Origin of the sequence: Binatus sp. (SeqCode), from assembly GCF_049584895.1 — a bacterium.
Classification (GTDB): domain Bacteria; phylum Desulfobacterota; class Binatia; order Binatales; family Binataceae; genus Binatus.
In genome coordinates, this window is the sequence record NZ_JBAUYR010000003.1 from 1 (window position 1) to 19,867 (window position 19,867).

At 61.3% G+C, this 19,867-nt stretch carries 20 protein-coding genes; 19 read left to right on the forward strand and 1 reads right to left on the reverse strand.

The window, feature by feature from the left end; all coding sequences use genetic code 11:
• From cofG to WB650_RS00670, 6 genes are all read left to right on the forward strand, one after another.
• The coding region (gene cofG / locus WB650_RS00645) for a 7,8-didemethyl-8-hydroxy-5-deazariboflavin synthase CofG (RefSeq protein ID WP_423959034.1) at positions 1-605 on the forward strand (605 nt) is incomplete at its 5' end.
• Positions 602-1,855 carry a 5-amino-6-(D-ribitylamino)uracil--L-tyrosine 4-hydroxyphenyl transferase CofH gene (cofH, locus tag WB650_RS00650; protein ID WP_423959036.1) on the forward strand — a complete coding sequence of 418 codons (1,254 nt, stop codon included), beginning with the start codon at positions 602-604 and terminating at the stop codon, positions 1,853-1,855. The genes cofG and cofH, both read left to right, overlap by 4 nt.
• Positions 1,842-2,747 carry a 2-phospho-L-lactate transferase gene (gene cofD / locus WB650_RS00655; RefSeq protein WP_423959038.1) on the forward strand — a complete coding sequence of 302 codons (906 nt, stop codon included), beginning with the start codon at positions 1,842-1,844 and terminating at the stop codon, positions 2,745-2,747. The genes cofH and cofD overlap by 14 nt, the downstream gene beginning before the upstream one ends.
• Before the next feature lie 15 nt (positions 2,748-2,762).
• Complete coding sequence (gene cofE / locus WB650_RS00660) at positions 2,763-3,515, forward strand: coenzyme F420-0:L-glutamate ligase (protein ID WP_422306406.1); 753 nt, start codon at positions 2,763-2,765, stop codon at positions 3,513-3,515.
• Positions 3,516-3,542: 27 nt separating this feature from the next.
• The gene (locus WB650_RS00665) at positions 3,543-4,553 is read left to right on the forward strand and encodes a polyprenyl synthetase family protein (RefSeq protein ID WP_422306404.1); all 1,011 of its coding nucleotides are present in this window, start codon (positions 3,543-3,545) and stop codon (positions 4,551-4,553) included.
• A gap of 1 nt (position 4,554) precedes the next feature.
• The gene (locus WB650_RS00670) at positions 4,555-5,754 is read left to right on the forward strand and encodes an FAD-dependent oxidoreductase (RefSeq protein ID WP_422306402.1); all 1,200 of its coding nucleotides are present in this window, start codon (positions 4,555-4,557) and stop codon (positions 5,752-5,754) included.
• A 43-nt stretch (positions 5,755-5,797) separates the two neighbouring features.
• On the opposite strand, the gene WB650_RS00675 is transcribed toward WB650_RS00670, so the two are convergent.
• Positions 5,798-6,013, reverse strand: coding sequence for a hypothetical protein (locus WB650_RS00675; protein ID WP_422306400.1), 216 nt, complete (start codon positions 6,011-6,013; stop codon positions 5,798-5,800).
• Between WB650_RS00675 and WB650_RS00680 the strand changes: the two genes are divergently transcribed.
• From WB650_RS00680 to WB650_RS00740, 13 genes are all read left to right on the forward strand, one after another.
• Positions 5,994-6,644, forward strand: coding sequence for a POTRA domain-containing protein (locus tag WB650_RS00680; protein ID WP_423959041.1), 651 nt, complete (start codon positions 5,994-5,996; stop codon positions 6,642-6,644). The genes WB650_RS00675 and WB650_RS00680 overlap by 20 nt on opposite strands.
• 104 nt (positions 6,645-6,748) lie before the next feature.
• Positions 6,749-7,384: an O-methyltransferase gene (locus tag WB650_RS00685; protein WP_422306396.1), complete on the forward strand. Its 636-nt coding sequence runs from the start codon at positions 6,749-6,751 to the stop codon at positions 7,382-7,384.
• Positions 7,384-7,557 (forward strand): hypothetical protein, encoded by a 174-nt coding sequence (locus WB650_RS00690; RefSeq protein WP_422306394.1) that lies wholly within the window; start codon positions 7,384-7,386, stop codon positions 7,555-7,557. The genes WB650_RS00685 and WB650_RS00690 overlap by 1 nt, the downstream gene beginning before the upstream one ends.
• Before the next feature lie 104 nt (positions 7,558-7,661).
• The gene (locus WB650_RS00695) at positions 7,662-8,510 is read left to right on the forward strand and encodes an ATPase domain-containing protein (RefSeq protein ID WP_422306392.1); all 849 of its coding nucleotides are present in this window, start codon (positions 7,662-7,664) and stop codon (positions 8,508-8,510) included.
• Between the two features lie 20 nt (positions 8,511-8,530).
• Entirely contained in the window at positions 8,531-10,255 is a 1,725-nt protein-coding gene (locus WB650_RS00700) for a DNA polymerase Y family protein (RefSeq protein ID WP_423959043.1), read from the forward strand.
• 19 nt (positions 10,256-10,274) lie between these two features.
• Complete coding sequence (locus tag WB650_RS00705; RefSeq protein WP_422306388.1) at positions 10,275-13,445, forward strand: error-prone DNA polymerase; 3,171 nt, start codon at positions 10,275-10,277, stop codon at positions 13,443-13,445.
• A gap of 60 nt (positions 13,446-13,505) precedes the next feature.
• A complete protein-coding gene (locus WB650_RS00710; protein WP_422306386.1) occupies positions 13,506-14,354 on the forward strand; it encodes an isocitrate lyase/PEP mutase family protein in 849 nt (282 codons plus the stop codon).
• 103 nt (positions 14,355-14,457) lie between these two features.
• Positions 14,458-15,015 (forward strand): Spy/CpxP family protein refolding chaperone, encoded by a 558-nt coding sequence (locus WB650_RS00715; protein ID WP_422306384.1) that lies wholly within the window; start codon positions 14,458-14,460, stop codon positions 15,013-15,015.
• 170 nt (positions 15,016-15,185) lie between these two features.
• Positions 15,186-15,941 carry an SDR family NAD(P)-dependent oxidoreductase gene (locus WB650_RS00720; RefSeq protein WP_422306382.1) on the forward strand — a complete coding sequence of 252 codons (756 nt, stop codon included), beginning with the start codon at positions 15,186-15,188 and terminating at the stop codon, positions 15,939-15,941.
• Between the two features lie 29 nt (positions 15,942-15,970).
• Entirely contained in the window at positions 15,971-16,729 is a 759-nt protein-coding gene (locus WB650_RS00725) for an SDR family NAD(P)-dependent oxidoreductase (RefSeq protein ID WP_422306380.1), read from the forward strand.
• Between the two features lie 65 nt (positions 16,730-16,794).
• Entirely contained in the window at positions 16,795-17,535 is a 741-nt protein-coding gene (locus WB650_RS00730; protein WP_422306378.1) for a Phenylacetic acid catabolic protein, read from the forward strand.
• A gap of 9 nt (positions 17,536-17,544) precedes the next feature.
• A complete protein-coding gene (locus WB650_RS00735) occupies positions 17,545-18,207 on the forward strand; it encodes a TetR/AcrR family transcriptional regulator (protein ID WP_423959046.1) in 663 nt (220 codons plus the stop codon).
• Positions 18,208-18,213: 6 nt separating this feature from the next.
• Positions 18,214-19,857 carry a (2,3-dihydroxybenzoyl)adenylate synthase gene (locus tag WB650_RS00740; protein ID WP_423959048.1) on the forward strand — a complete coding sequence of 548 codons (1,644 nt, stop codon included), beginning with the start codon at positions 18,214-18,216 and terminating at the stop codon, positions 19,855-19,857.
• The last annotated feature ends 10 nt before the right edge of the window (positions 19,858-19,867 follow it).

A 19,867-nucleotide genomic window follows, 5' to 3' on the forward strand; every position in this document is an offset into this window, starting at 1 on the left:
TGCGTGCGCGCGGCGGAGTGCATCAGGCGGCGCCCGACAAGGATCCCGCGCTGCGGATCAAGATGATCGACGATGCAGGCGCGCTGCGGATTCCGTTCACTACGGGAATCCTGCTCGGTATCGGCGAGACTCCGGCCGAGCGCGCGCTCAGCCTGACCGCGATTCGCGACACCCATGAGCGTCACGGCCATATCCAGGAGGTGATCATCCAGAATTTTCGCGCGAAGCCTGAAATCGCGATGGCTGACGCGCCGGAGCCCGACGCCTACGACATGGCGCGTGCGATTGCGACTGCGCGCCTGGTGCTTGGGCCTACGATGAACGTGCAGGCGCCGCCTAATTTGTCGCCGCGTCAGATTGAGTTGTTCCTGAATGCGGGAATCAACGACTGGGGCGGGATTTCGCCGCTCAGCAAGGACTACGTGAATCCCGAGGCGCCGTGGCCGCATCTCGATCGGCTCGGCGAGAAATGCGCGCGAGCTGGTTTTGCGCTCGGTGAAAGGCTCGCAATTTACAACGAATACATCAATGATGAATGGCTCGACCCGGCGGTCGCGACTAAAGTGCGCGCGATATGGGATCGACCTGTCGGAGGCCAATCATGAACCTGGAGTACTGGCGCACTTACGTCGACGAAATCGAAGCGACCCCCGTCGAGGCTCTGCTCGGCAAGGCGTCCCCCGCGGTGCGCACCGCCCTTGAGCATGCTCTCCTGAAAAAAGAGCTGACGCCCGAAGAAGGTCTGCTGCTCTACACGTCGGAGGGCGACGATCTGCGGGCGACGGTGAAATGCGCGGATCTCGCGCGCGCCGAGGACATCGGCGACGAAGTCACCTACGTCGTCAATCGCAATATCAACTTCACCAATATCTGTTTCGTGGGATGCCAGTTTTGCGGCTTCAAGCGGCAGCGTTGGGAGGCCGACGCCTACGATCATTCCGACGATACAATCGTGCGCAAAGTTGCGGACGCGGTCGCGCGCGGTGCCACCGAGATTTGCATGCAGGGCGGAATCAACCCCGACATGCCGCCGTTCAAGTATCGTGACCTGCTCGACGCGATGAAGCGCGCGTTCCCCGAGATTCACATCCACGCGTTCTCGCCGATGGAAATAATGTACGGCGCCAAGCGCGTGCGGATGGACTACCCGGAATACATCACGATGCTCAAGGAGCACGGGCTCGGCTCGATTCCCGGCACCGCAGCGGAAATCCTCGACGACGGCGTACGCGAAATTTTGAGCCACAAAAAAGTCGACGTTGCCGCGTGGGTCGAGATAATCACCACTGCGCACGCGGTCGGCGTGCCGACGACGTCAACTGTGATGTATGGGCACGTCGAGAGTCCGCAACACGTGGTGAACCATCTCGATCTGCTGCGCACGATCCAGAAACAAACGCATGGATTCACCGAGTTCGTGCCGCTGCGATTTATCCATCAGAACACGATGCTCTATCGTAAGGGTCTCGTGTCGCCTGTCGATCGCGGGCAACTGGATTTCCAGATGTACGCAACCTCGCGCCTGTTTCTGCGGGGGCAGATCGACAACATACAAACGTCGTGGGTGAAGTGCGGCATCGATCTCGCCGCGCTGACGCTCAAGGCCGGATGCAACGATCTGTCGGGCACGCTGATGGAAGAAAGCATCACGGCGCAAGCGGGCGGCGACTCGGGCGAGTTCATCCCGGTCGACGTGTTCGAAGAAAAAGCGCGCGAGATGGGCCGCGTCGCGGTCGAGCGCACCACTCTCTACAAGAAGCTCTACGGAAAAAAGGCACCCAATGGCGCGCGGCCAATCGCGAACCCTCCCACGTCGGCAGATAACCACGCTAGCGGGGGGAGTGGGTGCGGCTAAGTTCATTCGCGGACTCGTTCGGCGTATCGATACGGCGCAGCTGACGGTCGTCGTCAACACCGGCGACGACGAAACCTTTTATGGGCTTCACGTCTCGCCCGACATCGACACCGTTACTTACACGCTCGCCGGCGCGGTGAATCGCGCGCAGGGCTGGGGCCTCGACGGCGAATCCTTCAACATGCTCCCGGCGCTCGAGCGCTTTTACGGCAAGCCGTGGTTCGGTCTTGGCGATCGCGACCTCGCCACTCATCTATATAGGACCGACCGGATGCGTCAGGGTGCATCGCTCACTCAAATCACTGCGGAGATCGCGCAAGCGTTCGGAGTCAAATCGCGAATCTTGCCGATGAGCGACGATCGCGTACGGACCTTCGTGAAGCTGCGCGGACGTCATGCGATTCCGTTCCAGGAATATTTCGTGCGCGGACGCGCTCGCGGCGTCGTCGAAAAGATCGAGCTGCGAGGAATCGCTGACGCGCGCCCGACGCCCGCAGTCCTCGACGCGATTCGCAAATCCGCGGCCGTCATCCTTGCGCCGTCGAATCCATTTGTGTCGCTCGGTCCGATTTTGCAATTGAAAGGCGTGCGCGAGTCTTTGCGCCAGGTGAAATCGAGCGTCGCTGCTATCAGTCCCATCGTCGGCGGCAAGACGATCAAAGGTCCCGCCGATAAAATGCTTCGCGGCCTCGGAATAGAAGTCTCGCCCCTGGGAGTCGCGCGCATCTATCGCGACATCGTCGGGCTGTTCGTTCTCGACAACGCCGATAAGCGCTACGTCGAACCGATCGAGCGCCTTGGGATGCGCGCGCTCGCCACCGACACGATCATGACCACTCCCGAGCGCGCCGCCGAGTTGGCAAAAGTGGTTCTGCAAGCCTTGCAGGTGTAGTACTCTGGTCCGCGAATGCGCACGATAAGTCTCACAGCGGTCGAGGGCATCCCGATGGTGAAGGCGGGCGACGATCTCGCCGCGCTGATCGTCAAAGGGCTGGCAGACAGCGGCTTCAAGCTCGCGGCCGGCGATATTCTCGTCGTCTGTCAGAAGGTAGTCTCGAAATCTGAGGGTCGCATCGTGAACTTCAAGGATTTCGAGCCCTCCGAATTCGCCAAGGCCTACGCCAAGCGATGGGAGAAAGACCCGCGCGCGGTCGAAATCGTATTGCGCCAGACCAGTAGAATCGTTCGCAACGATCGCGGCGTGATGATCGTCGAGACCGGACCCGGATGGGTCTGCGCCAACGCCGGCGTCGACGAGTCCAACAGCCTCGAGGACGACCTCGCGATCCTGTTGCCCGAAGATCCTGACGCCTCCGCGCGACGCCTTCGCGACGAGATTCGCCGCCGTCTCGGCGTCACCGTCGCCGTGCTGATCACCGACACCTTCGGCCGTCCGTGGCGCGACGGCCTCACCGAGATCTGTCTCGGCATAGCCGGCATGAATCCGATACTCGACTTGCGCGGCACCACTGACTTAGGCGGCCGCGAATTGCATCACACTGTCGTCGCGATCGCCGACGAGATCGCGTCCGCGGCCGGCCTGCTGATGGAAAAAGCGGGCGCTATTCCCGCGGTGGTCGTGCGGGGATACCAATACGAACCGTTCGAGGGCAGCGCGAAAATATTGATTCGCCCCGCCGAAGCCGATTTATTCCGTTGATACGATTTCACTGAAAAAACTGAAACAATGAAAAGAGCCAAGGCCACTCAACTCGCAGCCGCATCGACGCCCGAGGCGTTGAATCCCGCGCGCCTCGTCGAAGCCGACCTCGCCGCGGTCGAAGCGAAGCTGTCGCGCCTGCTCGACTCGAAAGAACCGATTATCGCGGAAATTTGTCACTACCTCGTCGACGCCGGCGGCAAGCGGCTGCGTCCGACCTTCATCATGCTGGTGTATCGCGCATGCGGCGGGCCCGACGCGCGCGTCGACGAGCCGATCGACGCCGCAATCGCGCTCGAGCTGATCCATTCCGCAACACTGCTCCACGACGACATCATCGATCGCGGCTTGCTGCGCCGTGGCAAGCCGTCGGCCTTCGCCCGCTACGGATTCGGCCCCTCGCTGATCGCGGGCGACTACCTGTTCTGCCGCGCGTTCGAAGTCTCCGGCCGCTTCGAGGAACGTCTCGTACGCACAGCGGCGCAGGCCTGCATCCAACTCACCGAAGGCGAAGTGATGGAGAGCAGGTTCCGTCATAACGCGGCTGCGACGCTGGCCGACTATATCAACGTGATCGATCGCAAGACCGCGTCGCTGTTCTATGCCGGCGGCAGGCTCGCGGCGGAACTGGCTCGTGTATCGGCGCGGACCATCGACGCGATGGCCAAGCTCGGGACCGCGATGGGCCTCGCGTTCCAGATGGTCGACGACCTGCTCGACATCCTCGGCCCGGAAGAAAAAATCGGCAAACCGGTTGGATCCGATTTGCGCGCCGGCATTCCGTCGCTGCCGGTCGTGCTCGGCGTCGAGCGCAACGCCGAACTGCGCGCGCTCTTTCAGAACGGTACGCAGATGGAAGGCGCGGCGTTCGATCGTGCGCTCGACCTGCTGCGCGATCCCGAAATTATCGGCGCCGCACGCCGCCTGGCCGCGGAGCAGATCGCGATCGCACGCGCGATCGTCAGTCAGCTCGAACCATCGCCCTACCGCGACGGCCTGGCAACGTTGATCGACGACCAGACCTCGCGCGAAGTCTAGAATGACGGACGCAATCGTCGTCGGCGCCGGACCCGCAGGCGCCCTGCTCGCTTACATGCTCGCCCGCCGCGGCGTTCCGGTAACATTGCTCGAACGACAGACTGATTTTTCGCGCGAGTTCCGCGGCGAGATCCTGATGCCCTCGGGAATCGCGGCGATGCACGAGGCCGGACTTCGTCAGCAGTTCGACGCCTTGCCAAACCTGCCGATTGGAAATGTCCAGATTTTTCGCGGCGAACGGCCCGTGTTCAATGGTCCGCTTGACGGCCTCAAGGTGCGCCCGCGAGTTGTGCCGCAACCTGCGATGCTCGAGATGATTGTCGCTGAAGCGTCGAAACTCCCGGACTTCAAGCTCGAGCGCGGCGTGACTGTGCGCGATTTGATTTACGAAAAAGATCGAGTGATAGGCGTTCATGCCGACGCGCACGACGGTCCGCGCGAATATCGCGGCGACTTTGTGATCGCATGCGACGGACGCGCATCTGTGATTCGCAAACGCGCCGCGCTCCCACAAGATCGCATCATGCAAGGCTTCGACGTGGTGTGGGGCCACGTCCCGGGCCAATTTCCCGACGGCCGCACCGCGCGCGCCTACATCGGAAACGGGCATCTGCTCATCATGTATCCGTCCCCCGAAGGCCACACGCAGATCGGCTGGGTGATAGACAAGGGGACCTTCGGCGATATCAAACGGATGGGCGATCGATGGATCGACGAGCTCGCGCCGCATGTGTCACCCGACCTGCGACAATATCTCGCGGCGAACAAGACCGGGCTCGCGCGTCCGTTCCTACTCGACGTCATTTGCGATCGGCTGCGCGAATGGACCGCGCCCGGCCTCCTCCTGATCGGCGACGCGGCTCATCCGATGTCGCCAGTCGGCGGACAAGGCATCAACGTCGCACTTCGCGACGCAGTCGTCACGGCGAACCATCTCGGTCGCGCGCTCAAGATGCGCGAAGACGAAGCCACGCTCGACTTCGCCGCGCGCAACATTCAAGCCGAGCGATGGCCCGAGATCACAACCATCCAGGACATGCAGCAAATCGGCCCCCGGTTCCTGCTGTCGAACTCGCTCCTAAGCCGCATCGTAGTCAGCGCACCGATGATCGCCTTCGCAAAAACCTTCCTCGGCGGCTACCTGGTGCGGCGCTTCGACCCATTCCTGAACGGCGTCACCCGCGTCGTGATGGAGTTGTAAGGCGCCATTAGCGGGAGGAAATGGCAATGCACAGTGCCTGCCATCAAGGACCACGATCCTCGCGCGCCACAAGATTTTGCGGCTCTCTCCTGTTCCTGTTGTCGTCCTTATCCTTCACTGCCATCGCAGTTGCGCGCGACTCGACCGGAAACAAGGCTGACATCGAGCGCGGAACGAAGACACCTGAAATTGTCTTCAGCGGAAACACAGCCTTCAGTTCCGAAAAGTTATGGCAGATATTGTCGAGCAGATTGTTCACCGATTCCGACAGTCTAATTCCGACCGCCGCCCTTTACGAAGTGACCGACAATCTAACTGCCTTTTACTACGACAACGGTTTTTTGAATGTTCAGGTCGACCAGCCACAGATCGCCTCGGCCACCGATCGGGTAATGATCGGAATCTATGAAGGTCCACTGTACCGAATTGGATCGATTGCGATCGAAGGTGAATTGAGACTTCCGCGGCGCGACGTTGAGTCGCAAATGACAATGCGGAGTGGGCAGCCTTTCCAGAGTTCGACCCTTCAACGCAACGTTCTTGCGCTAGCGGACTTTTATGCAGATCGGGGATTCGCGTTCGTAAACGTAGATCCGAGAACGAAAATCGATTCCAAGCGTCATCTCGTCAACGTGAACGTTCTCATCAAGCCCGGTGACGAGATACGGATCGACGAAATCACGATAAGCGGAAACACGACAACGCCGGACCAGGTTATCCGAGCGGCGCTGCGATTTCATGAACATGAACTCTACTCGGCGCACGCTATCCGCGAATCGATGGCTCGGTTAGGAGAACTAGGCCTTAGACCTGAGATAACGACTGAGCCTTCAACCAAGCGGGACGAGATCAACGTGAAGTTGACTGTTGTCGAAAAATCCAAAGGCTGAAGCGCCAGGTTCCGGCTCGAACTCTCGTTTTCGGACTGCGTGATGTTGCTGCGAAGCTGAGTCAGAATTTCAAAATAGAAATCCCACATAAAAGGACTTTCAGTATGGATGCCGCAATCGAAACCGTCCTGCGTGAGTACGATCAACGTGCCGCCGCCGAGATGAAGCGGATGCAAGCGCTTCCGCCCGCCGAGATGATGCAGCACATCGACGAATTTCTGCTTCCCGTCGGCCCTGCTACTGGGCAGTTGATGAACATCCTAATCAAGGAGGCGAAGGCGAAAACTATCCTCGAGATCGGAACCTCGCACGGGTACTCGACGGTATGGCTGGCCGAGGCAGCGCGCGCGACGGGCGGTAAAGTCATCACGCTCGATGTCCACGCGGGCAAGCAGGAATACGCTCGCAATGCGCTCGGCAAGGCCGGGCTTGCGAATGTGGTCGAGTTCAAGCTTGGCGACGCGCGCGAATCGATTGCGGCGCTATCCGCACCGATCGATTTCGTGCTGCTCGATCTATGGAAGGATCTCTACATCCTGTGCTTCGACCTTTTCTATCCGAAGCTGGGATCGGGCGCGATGATCGTCGCCGACAATATGTTGTTTCCCGAATTTTCGCGCGCTGACGCCGCCGAGTATCGCAAGCACGTCCGCGTGAAGACCGACATCCAATCGGTGTTGTTGCCGGTCGGCAGCGGGATCGAACTAAGCCGCTGCACCCGCGGCCTCGAGTTCAAATGATGAAACGGATAAACAAAAGCCAAAAGCGGATTCAGGCTTTGAGCCAAGCTTCCGCGTCGAACGGAAAAGGTTTGGACAAGGCCACACTCGATAGCGCCTTGGATCGTCTGATTGAGACGATGGATGGCGTCAATCGCGAACTAGACGGTCTTCTCGCTAAAGCCAAAGAATAGTCGCGTCTCGCGCATCTTTGAAAAGGGTCGGACTCGAGGGTTCGGCCTTTTGCTTTTTGGTATCACCATTGACATGAAGCGAAGAAAGAGCGAAAACGTAACTTGTGGCTGCGCTTCCGAAACCTTCGTTGTGGATCGATCCTCCAAGCCCGATTCAGGTCGTCAAACGGCCACAACAGCTTGAATTTTCTGGGGTTTTTCGGGGGCATGAACTCACTCGCAAGGACCGACGGATAAGCTCCGGACTCGCGCCGCTCGACGCTCTGATCGACGGCGGAATTCCGCGCGGGCGAATCAGCGAAATCACCGGGCGTGCCGGTTCGGGCAAGACCTCGATTGCCGCATCGTTCGCCGCCTTCGCCACTCGTCGCGGCGAGGTCGCCGCATGGCTCGACAGCTCCAGCAGTTTCGATCCCGAGAGCATGGCGGCCGCTGGAGTGGATCTTCGCCGGATGCTGTGGGCGTCGATGAGGCGAGGATCGAAGAACCTTTGTTCCCCTCTCCAGAAGGGGAGGCCAGTGGGATTAGAGGTGAGGTCGATCGTCAAAGCTGCGGAACTCGTGCTCGAGGCGGGAGGCTTCGGCCTGGTCGTCGTCGATTTCGGCGAGACGCCGCGCGCACTCACTTACGCGTCATCGCTGCGAATCGCGCGCGCGGCTGAGCGCAGTGGCGCCGCTGTGATTGCAATCGCGCCGTGGCGGATGTGCGGGACGTTCGCCGCGCTCAGCATTGCTGCCAGCCGCGCCGAGACTTCGTTCAGCCGGCTCGCTCCCGGCTCACCAGTAATGTTCGACGGCCTCGCAGTCGATGCGATGATCGCGCGCAACAAGATGGGCGGGACGGGACGGCATGTCCGCGTTCGCGCGCTCGTCGATCCAATTCCAAATCCATTCGAGGTGCATCCGCACTCCGACGGCAAAGAATTTCCGGTTCGAATTTCCGCAAGCAGCTAGCAGCTAAAAACGGTGTTCCGATGGCTCGTATCGCGTGCATCATGGTCGCAGATTTTTCTATTGCGGCTCTCGTGCGCTCGAATCCAGCGCTCGCGGACAAGGTGCTGGCTATTGGAAACAGCCTCGCGCCGCATGCCGAGCTCGACGCCGTCTCTAACCGCGCGCGTGAACATGGAATCCGTCCCGGGATGACGATCGCGCAGGCGCGCGCGATCTCTTCAGATCTGATCGTAGTCCATCGATCGCCCGCCGCGGAAAGCTCGGCGCATTCCGCGCTGCTCGACGCGGCCGAATCGGTTTCGCCGGTGATCGAGTCGGGCGCGCCGGGATGCGCGTGGGTCGATCTCGCGGGCCTGCATCGCATCTACAATGGCGAAGAAGAAATCACCGCAGAACTTTTGCGATGCGTGCGCAGAGTCGGGATGGAACCGGCCGCCGGCGTCGCGGCCAACAAGGAAATTGCGCATCTGGCCGCGCGATGCGGCGGTTTGCGCGTGATCGAAGCCGGGCGCGAGCGCGAATTCCTGAACTGGCTGCCGCTCGACATGCTCGGTCTCGGAAAATCGGATCGCGGCGACGATCTCGAGACCACGCTCGCCAGGTGGGGGATGCGCCGCTTGGGCGAGCTTGCGCGCCTCAATCCCGACGCGGTCGGCACGCGGCTGGGGCGCCGTGGCGTCGAGCTGGTCCGCCTTGCGCGTGGTGGCAGTCACGCGCCGTTGGTACCGCGTCGCCGCGCCGAGTTTTTCGTCGAGACAGTCGAGCTGGAATACGGGATCGAGCTCCTGGAGCCGCTGGGATTCGTCATGCGTGCAATGCTCGAGCGGCTGGTCGAACGGCTTTCGCTTCGCGGCATGGTGGCCGGCGATATCACGCTCGCATTCGGGATGAGCGGTCATCGCAGTTTCAATCGGCAGGTCGCGGTGGCGGCGCCGTCGAACGACGTCCGCGCGATTCTCACGCTAATCAACCTGAGTCTTGAGGCGTCGCCGCCCGAAGCCGCCGTCGAATCAATTAGAATCGAAATCGCGCCGCGCGTCCCGCGCCCTGCGCAGACCGACATGTTCCTGCCCGCCGCTCCCGCGCCCGACAAGCTGCAGACCACGATTGCGCGGCTGTCCGCGCTATGCGGCCCCGGCAACGTCGGCATGCTGAGCGCCGAGAATTCGCATCGCCCCGAAGCGACGCGTCTTGATGCGTTCTCGCCGCCCGCTCCGCCGCCAATTCCCGAAAACGCTCCCGCGAAAAATGTGACGCAGCTCGTGATACGCGCGATTCGTCCGGCGCGGGAAATCGAAGTGATGTGCTCGCGGGAGATTCCGGAGTTCGTCCGCGGCGAGAATCTCGGCGCGCGCGTCATCTCGATCGCCGGCCCGTGGCGGCGCGACGGCGAATGGTGGCTCGGATGCATCGAAGACACCGATACGCACTCGGATTCATCCGACAAAACAAATCCAGCACTGAAGCACGGCCTTGAACTCCATGACGGACGCATGTTCGGAGCGCATCCGCGCCAGGTCTCCGCGGAAAATCTCAAAGCACTGTCCGCGCTAACGCCGGTGCCCTCGCCCACTCCGCATCTCAACAGCGCCAACGGAAACGGTGCGCGAGCAGAAATGAACGGCGCAAATAAATGCGGCTTCATCCGCGATTACTATGAACTTGCGCTCGAAGACGGCGGCGTCTATCGCGTCTACCGTGATGCAAACTCACACAAATGGTTTCTCGACGGCACCTACGACTGACTAACCGCGGCGAATCGCCATGAAGTCCGATTACATCGAGCTGCGCGCGCGCAGCGCTTTCAGTTTTCTTGAAGGGGCGAGCACGCCTGAGGATCTTGCGGCGTGCGCGGCGGAACTTGGGTACGGCGCGATGGCGCTTGGCGATCGCGACGGACTTTACGGCGCGCCGCGTTTTTATACGGCCGCGAAGTCCGCGGGAATCCGGCAAATCGTCGGCGCGGAGCTGACGCTGGACGACGACTCGCGCCTCTACGTCCTCGCGCCCGATCGAAAGTGCTACCAGAATCTCTGCCGCATGATCACCGACTCGAAGATGCGCGTGCTCAATCCTGGTGCGCTCGCACGCGACGGCTCGGTCGCTGCGCCCGTTTATCCCGCCAAGGGCGCGAGTCGCATCACGCTCGACGAACTCGAACGCTACGGCCGCGGCCTGATCTGCCTTGGCGGCGGCGTGATGAGCCCGTTGTCGCGCATGCTCGTGCGTGGCGAGGATCCCCGCGAGCTGAGCAGGCGGCTCGTCGGGATTTTCGGCGCGGAAAATTTCTACGTCGATTTGCAGCGTCATCTCGACGCCGGCGAGGAGCGACTTAATCGCAAGCTCGCAGCGCTAGCGGACGCGGCGCGAATCCCAATTGTCGCGAGCAATGACGTATGCCACGGCGGTTCCGATCGCAGGCTGCTCGATGTGCTGACCTGCATCCGGCTCAAGACCACGCTCGAGGAAGCCGGCCGCGCATTGTGGATCAACAGTCAGCGTCATTTGAAATCTCCAGCCGAGATGGCCGCGCTGTTTCGCGATCTGCCCGGCGCTGTCGCCGCCTCGCGCGCGATTGCCGAGCGATGCGCTTTCCAGCTCTGTGACATGGGTTATCGCTTCCCCGATTATCCGCTGCCACCGAACGAAACGCCCGATAGCTATTTGCGGATACTCACTTATGCAGGTGCGCGCGAGCGATGGCGCGGCGCGATGGATGATCGCACACGCCGCCAACTCGAGCACGAGCTCGGGATCATCGAGCGGCTCAAGCTCGCCGGCTACTTCCTGATCGTCTGGGACATCGTGCAGTTCTGCCGCGAGAATCGGATCATGGTGCAGGGACGCGGATCCGCGGCCAACAGCGCGGTGTGTTACGCGCTCGGAATCACGGCGGTGGACGCGGTCAAGATGGAACTGCTGTTCGAGCGCTTTCTTTCCGAGGAGCGCGGCGAATGGCCCGACATCGACCTTGACCTGCCCAGCGGCGACGATCGCGAGATGGCGATACAATACGTCTATCGCCGCTACGGCGAACGCGGCGCCGCGATGACCGCGAACGTGATCACCTATCGAACAAAAAGTGCGGTGCGCGAGGTCGGCAAGACGCTCGGCTTTTCGCCCGAGCAGGTTGACCGGCTCGCCAAGCTCAACCAGGTGTACGAGTTCCGCGACCATCATGACGATCTGGTGACGCTGTTAAAGCGCGGCGGGGTCGATGCGGAAACACCGCGAATCAGGATGCTGGTCGAGCTCGTGCGCAAAATTCAGAGCCTGCCTCGCCATCTCGGGCAACATAGCGGCGGGATGGTGATCGCCGCGCAGCCGCTCGACGAGATCGTTCCGCTCGAGCCGGCCTCGATGCCCGGCCGCGTTGTGATTCAATGGGACAAAGACGACTGCGCCGATCTCGGCATCATCAAGATCGATCTGCTCGGACTCGGGATGCTGGCCGCGCTGAAGGAGGCGATCCCGATGATTCGCACGCACGAAGGCGTCGAGATCGATCTTGCGCATCTGCCGGCCGACGATCCCGACGTGTACGCGATGCTGCGACGCGCGGATACCGTCGGCGTTTTTCAGATCGAGAGCCGCGCGCAGATGGCGACGCTGCCGCGGATGAAGCCCGAGCGCTTTTACGACCTGGTGGTCGAGGTCGCGATAATTCGCCCCGGCCCCATCGTCGGCAAAATGGTGCATCCGTATCTCGATCGCCGCAACCAACGCGCGCCGGTCGAGTATCCGCATCCGTCGCTCGAGCCGATCCTGAAACGCACGCTCGGTGTCCCACTTTTCCAGGAACAGTTGCTGCGGATGGCGATGACGGTTGCGGGCTTCAGCGGCGGCGAGGCCGAGGAACTGCGGCGCGCGATGGGATTCAAGCGCTCGGCGGAGCGGATGGAAAAAATCGAAGCGCGGCTGCGTGCCGGGATGCTGCGAAACGGCCTGCAAGGCAGCGTCGCCGACGATATCGTGCGATCGATCACGTCATTCGCGCTGTACGGATTTCCCGAATCGCACGCCGCGAGCTTCGCGCTGATCGCGTACGCTTCGGCGTACCTGAAGTACCATCATCCGGCCGCGCTCGTTGCCGCGATGCTCAATTGCTACCCGCTCGGCTTCTATCATCCCTCGACGCTGGTGAAAGATGCCGCGCGTCACGGCGTCGTCGTGCTGCCGATTGATGTGACGCGATCGAGCTGGAAATGCACGATTGAGATCGTTGATGGGCGGCCTGCGATGCGCATGGGATTGCGATACGTCACTGGCCTGCGCGTAGAAGTTGGGCTTCGAATCGAGAGCGAGCGTGCACGGCGGCAGTTCGACTCGATTGCTGATCTTACCGCGCGCGTCGGACCGAACCGCCGCGAGATCGACGCGCTGGCTTATGCAGGCGCGTTCGCATCGTTCGGCCTGGCGCGGCGCGACGCGATGTGGAATGCGGCCGCGGTCGAGCGCGATCCCGCGAGCCTGCTGGCGGGGGTGAAGCCGCGGGACGGTGAAGCTCCCCTCGAATCGATGACGCCGATCGATGAGACGCTGGCCGATTACGCCGCGACCGGCCTCACCGCCGGGCCACACCTGATGACGTATCTTCGCAGCGACTTGACCGCGCGCGGAATTCTGAGCGCCGACGATCTCACGCGCGCCAAACATCAGTCGTGGGTGAAGACCGCCGGCGTCGTAATCGTGCGGCAACGTCCCGGAACCGCCAAGGGCTTCCTGTTCATCACGCTCGAGGACGAAACCGGAATTTCAAATCTGATCGTTACGCCTGACCTGTTCCAGCAGAATCGCCTGTTGTTGCGCAGCGCCGGAATCCTGCTGGCCGAGGGCGTGCTGCAGCAGGTTGACGGCGTGACCGCGATTCGCGCGCGCCGCTTCGAGGAGATCAAGATTCCCGGCACAGTCCCGCCATCGCACGATTTCCATTGATCGCGATTTCACACGAAGCCCGCTGCGATGTTGTATGTATCAACAGATCAGGAGGCAACCATGAACCGCGACACCCAACGGGCCAAAGCTGAAGCATTTCGAGCGATGCACGATCGCTCGCGGATTTTAGTGCTGCCCAACGCATGGGACGCGATGAGCGCGCGCGTAATCGAAGAGGCGGGGGCGAGTGCGATCGCGACCACCAGCGCGGGCGTCGCATTTTCGGTCGGCTATCCCGACGGAGAGGCGATTCCGCGCGACGAGATGATTGCCGCGATCGCCCGCATCTCTCGCGTCGTCACGATTCCCGTCACTGCCGACATCGAGTCCGGCTTTGCGCGAGACACTCGCGAGCTCGCAGAGACTATTCGCCGCGTTATCGACGCCGGCGCGGTTGGAATCAACCTCGAAGACCAGGTTCACGACGGCATCCCACGCCTCTACGATCTCGACCAAGCCGTCGATCGCGTCCGCGCCGCGCGCGAAGCTGCCGACTCCGCTGGCGTCCCGGTCGTGATCAATGCGCGCACTGACGTGTATCTCCTGGGAATCGGCGAGCCCGAAACGCGTTTCGCGCATGCTATTCGCCGCGCGAACGCGTACCGCAAGGCCGGCGCCGATTGCCTGTTCCTTCCCGCGGTCACGCGTCGTGCCGAGATCGAGCAAATCGTGCCCGCCCTCGACGGTCCGCTCAATCTGCTCGCCTTCCCCGGCATCCCCACGATTCCCGAGCTCGAGCGTCTGGGAGTTGCGCGACTGAGCGTCGGGACGCGGCTGACTCTCAACGCGATGTCGGCATTGAAGAAGACGGCTGCCGAATTGTTGAGCACCGGCACGTACGAATCGATGCTGGTGGGCGACATCACGTTCGCCGACGCGAACCGTCTGATGGCCAGTCGCCGAAGTTAGTGCCGCCAGGACTCAATGCGTAACCGGTTTTTCGGGTTAACGTACAGTTAGGTGAGAGCGGCCGCTGCCAAAAAGGCAGCGCTTAATCACTCAAGGAGTTTATATGGTTTCGAAGTTTTCTCGCGGTATTGTACCGGCAGTTCTGGCGATCATTCTGGTCGCCGCCGTCGCGCATGTCGCATCGTCGAATTCGGGCGGGATGGGTGGTCACATGGGGCATCGAGGTTTTCACGGGATGCATGGCGGTATGGACGCGCTCGGGATGCCGCTGCCGCTCTTGTTGAGAACCGCCAATCTGACCGACGCGCAGAAGCAGCAAATTCACACTATCTTCCAGAATCGGCGCGCCTCGCGTAAGGCTGAATACCAGCAGCTCAAAGCCGCCAAGGAAGCAATCGCGGCAAAGTTCACGTCAACCGGCAGCGTTGCAGCCAGCGATTTGTCCGTTCCGGTTACGACCATCACCCAGATTCATGATCAGATGATGAATGAGCAGATTCAGGACGCGATCGCCATCCGCAACGTGCTGACACCGGCGCAACTCGCGCAGATCTCAGCGACCAAGGCCAAGCTCGACTCGATTCACGCCGAGATGAAGGCCTTGTGGGCGCAAAGCGGCAGCGCCAGCACCAGCGACTCAACTTCCACCCCGACTGAGTAGCACCCAGTCCGATACCTCCATCGGACCAGGCGGGGTCGCGGCTTCCAGGCTGCGACTCCGCCCCCCTATTTCCCCTCACATAAAATAAAGTGGTTGAGCACGCGCGCTAACCGCCTCGCGTCAAAATGCGCTAATCTCTCCGCCGGCAGGTAATTCGCGGGAGATTCTCTATGAGACTTAAAGGAAAGGTAGCGCTGATCACTGGCGCTGGCTCTGGAATGGGGCGCGCGGCCTCCGTACTGTTCGCGCGCGAAGGCGCAAAAGTCGCGGCAATCGACGTAACTGAGGCGTCCGCGGCCGAGACTGCGCGGATGATCAAATCGTCGGGCGGCGAGGCCATCTCATTTCGCGCCGACGTGTCTGACTCGGAAGACGCGCGCGCGATGGTCGAAGAAACCGTCCGCGCATTCGGCGGACTCGACGTGCTTTACAACAATGCGGGAATCGAAGGCGAGTCGGGCTTCATCGCGCAGCTCAGCGAAGAGGCGTTCGACCGCGTGATCGCGATCAACCTGCGCGGCGTATGGCTCGGGATGAAATATGGACTGCCGAGGATCGTCGAGCGCGGCGGCGGCGCCGTCATCAACACGGCGTCGGTCGCAGGGATCGTCGGACTCAAGGGCGCGGCCGCATACTGCGCGGCGAAAGCCGGCGTGATCTCGCTGACGCGCGTCGCGGCGCTCGAATACGGACGCTACAACGTTCGCGTCAACTGCATCTGCCCGGGCGTGATCCACACGCCGATGGTCGATCGAATCACCGGTCCCGACGGATTGCAGCCCAGGTTCATCCAGCGCAGTTCGGTGCTCGGTCGCGTCGGCAGCGCAGACGAAATCGCGCACACTGCATTGTTCCTCGCCAGCGACGAAGCACCGTTCGCCACCGGCGCGCCCTTCATAATTGACGGCGGCTGGATCGCCAGTTGAAGATAAAGTTCGCGAGCTGAAATCACGCCATGGACCGCCTCACCGGCAAAGTCGCAATCGTAACCGGCGCCGCGCAGGGAATCGGGCGAGCGATCGCATCGCGACTCGCCGATGAGGGCGCCAAGGTGGCGTTGGCCGATATTCAGTTCGACGCCGCAGAGCGTGTGGCGTCGGAAATTCGTTCCACCGGTGCCAAGGCGATCGCGGTCGCACTCGACGTCACCAACCTTGACGATGCGATCGCAGCAGCCGATCGCGTCGAGCGTGAACTGGGCCCGATCGACATCCTCGTAAACAACGCCGGATGGGACGTCCTGATGCCGTTCGTCGAAACCACCCCCGATCTTTGGGACAAAGTGATCGCAATCAACTATCGCGGGATGCTCAACTGCTGCAAGGCCGTGGCGCCCCGGATGCAGTCTCGCGGATCCGGCAAGATCATCTCGATATCTTCCGATGCCGCTCGCGTCGGCTCGAGCGGCGAAGCGGTTTACGCAGGATGCAAGGCGGCCATTATCGGTTTCTCCAAGACACTCGCGCGCGAACTTGCGGCGAATCACATCAACGTCAACGTCGTTTGTCCCGGCCCAACCGACACCGCTCTGCTCAAGACTGCGATGGCGGGGCGCGAGAAAGTCCTCGACGCGATGGCGCGCGGCATCCCGTTTCGCCGGCTCGGACAACCCGCGGATTTAGCCGGCGCCGTCGCTTTCTTCGCAAGCTCCGACTCAGACTTCGTCACCGGCCAGGTACTGAGCGTCAGCGGCGGCCTCACAATGGCCGGTTGACCGCAAGCCGCTGCGATGGTATCTGAACTATCGTTCAGAACATCATCAACGGGCGGAACGATAGAATGAGCAATCCACCACCTGCGACCGATATCCGATTCTCGGGACCCGACGGGCTCCCCGCCGACTACACAGATCTCTTGATTCGGATGCTCTCGATACAGTCGCGGATCGAGTCCGAGTACATGCTCGCGCCGGAACGCACGCTGCTGAAGCCGCTCGCGATGGCTCCCACAGCCGACGACAAGGCCGAATATGCGGCGTTCTGGTCGGATGAAGTCCGCCACGCCAGCTACTGGATGAAGCTGCTCGAAGACCTCGGTGTCACCGTCGACAGCAAGTTCATGGCGTCTCCCATGCCAATCTACATTTTCGAAATGCGTGACCAGGCCGAAGATTGGCTCGAATATGGCCTGTTCAGCTTCTTTGCCGACCGCCAGGGCGCCTACATGGGATACGAATGGGTAGGATGCAGCTACGAGCCGCTCGCGCGAATAGCAGAGCGGGTGCACAAAGAGGAACTCGGCCACGCCGCCTTCGGCTACCGCCTCATTCGCAGGTATCTCCAACGCGAAGGTGACGCTGGACGGGAACTCCTGAAAAAACATCTCGCAAAGTGGTACCCCGCCGGCCTCGATATGTTTGGAAAATCTGGATCCAAGCGGCAATTCGACTACGTGCGATGGGGCCTGCGACGCCGCAGCAACGAGCAGATGCGCGACGAGTTCACCGAAGAGGTGAACAATCTGCTGACCAAGCTCGAGATTCCAATCCCCGATCCGGCAGCCGGACGCCGCTTCAGTTGAGGTGACGAATTGAAGAAGGCGAATCTCGAGGAAGCGCCGAAGCGCGTAGCGCGAATCAAGCCGGTCTCGCGCGCGATGGCGCCCGACGAACGTTACGACGCAAACATCGACAACATTTTGCGAGCGGCTGCGGCCGTCTTCGCTGAAAAGAGTTTCGGCCTCGCCTCGATTCGCGACATCGCGGCGCGCGCGCGAATTTCGTTTCCCCGCATCTACTACTACCTCCGCAACAAGGAGGAGCTGCTTTACCTCATCTCGCGGCGCGCGTTCGAGCAGCTGGTCTCGCTCGCCGAGTCGCGGATGTCCGAGACCGACGACCCTGAAGAACGCCTGCGGCTCTTCATCCGCAGCCATCTCGAATATCACATGAGCAATCTCGCCGAGATGAAGGTGCTCGTGCGCGAAGCTGATTCGCTGACGGGCCGTTACGCCGCCGACATCACGCGCCTCAAGCGTGAGTACTCGCGAATCGGCCGCCGTTTGCTCGAAGGGTACGCCGCACATCGCAACAAAACGCTGGACCGTGAGCAGGCGCGAATCCTCACCTCGCTGCTGTTCGGCGCGATGAACTGGTTTTACACATGGTACGATCCTGCGCGCGACTACGAACAGCGCGGCCGTATCATGGACGAATGCTTCCGTATGATCGCGGGGACACTTTCCGCGCGTTGAGCGACGATGCTCGAAGGATGCACGCCATTTCCCGCCGAACTTGCAGAGCGCTACGTGCGGGAGGGAATCTGGCGCGACGAAACCATCCCGCAAGCAATCGCAAAGGCAGCGCTGGAGCATCCTGATTCGATCGTTGTCAGCGATTCGACTCGAAGCCTTACCTATTCGCAACTGATTGCTGAAGCGGGAAGTATCGCCACCCTCCTCTCCCGCAATGGGATCGATTCCAACGATCGGATCATCATTCAACTTCCGAATTGCGTGGAATTCGCGACGCTGACCATCGCATGTCTCGAAATCGGCGCGATTCCTGTCATGGCGCTCCCAGCTTTCCGCAAGGCCGAGCTCGAATACCTCATATCGTTTTCTGATGCGAAGGCAATCGCGATCGCACCGGAGCACCGTGGGTTCGATCACGCCGCGCTGGCGCGCGATCTCAATATTCGGCTCATTCTTTCGACGTCACCGGCCGCTGGATGCGTCTCGATGCGTGAACATGGCGTCTCATCGCGCTCGATTGGATCTTCGACCAGCGACGATCCTTTCGAGGTCGCGCTGTTCCTGCTGTCTGGCGGGACCACCGGCCTGCCGAAGCTGATTCCGCGCACTCACGCCGACTATCTATACAACGCGCGGGAGTCCGGTGCGGCGACCGGTCTAACACACGAGTCACGCATCCTGATCGCGCTTCCTGCCGAGCACAACTTCCCGCTGGCATGCCCGGGGTTACTCGGCGCTTTGCTAACCGGGGCGCACACTGTCTTCACTCAATCGTCCAAGGCCGCCGATCTCGCGAATGTAATCGAGCGCGAACGGATTACTCACCTGCCATGCGTTCCCGCGCTTGCGATCGCGTTGCTTGACCTTCCACAATCTTTACGCGCGAGCCTGGCCTCTCTGCGCGTCATCACAGTTGGCGGTCAACGGCTCCAGGAGCCAACCGCACGCGCATTCCAGCGCGCCTTTCCGCACCTCATCGTGCAGCAAGTTCTCGGAATGGCCGAAGGATTGTTGTGCTACACGCCGCTCGACGCGCCCGGGGAAATCGCGTTCATGACCCAAGGCCGTCCACTCTCTCCTGCCGACGAGATCCGGATCGTGGACCCCGACGACACCGATTCTGCGCCGGGTGCAATCGGCGAACTATGGTGTCGCGGACCGTACACAATTCGCGGTTATTTTCGCGCGCCGGATCGCAATCGCGAAGCGTTCACCGACGACGGATTCTACCGCACCGGCGACTTGGTGCGGCTTGATCCGTCCGGGAATCTGGTAGTCGAAGGAAGAATCAAGGACCTGATCAATCGCGGTGGCGAAAAGATCAATGCCGAGGAAATCGAAGCGCACCTGATCGCGCATCCTGCCGTCAGCTCTGCCGCTGTAGTGGCGATGCCCGACGCAATTCTCGGCGAGAAGGCCTGCGCCTATCTGTCTCTGCATCACGGAGAAACATTCGCGCTCGCCGCGATGCGCGAGTTTCTTGCGGCTCGAGGCGTCGCTCAGTTCAAGTGGCCCGAACGAATCGAAATCGTTGGCGAGCTACCTCTAACCAATGTCGGCAAGATAAGAAAAGCGGAACTGCGACGCGACATAGCGGAGAAACTCGCTGCCGAACTCGGCTCGTTGGCTTCCAGAGCAGTCGCATTATAAGGAAATTGAT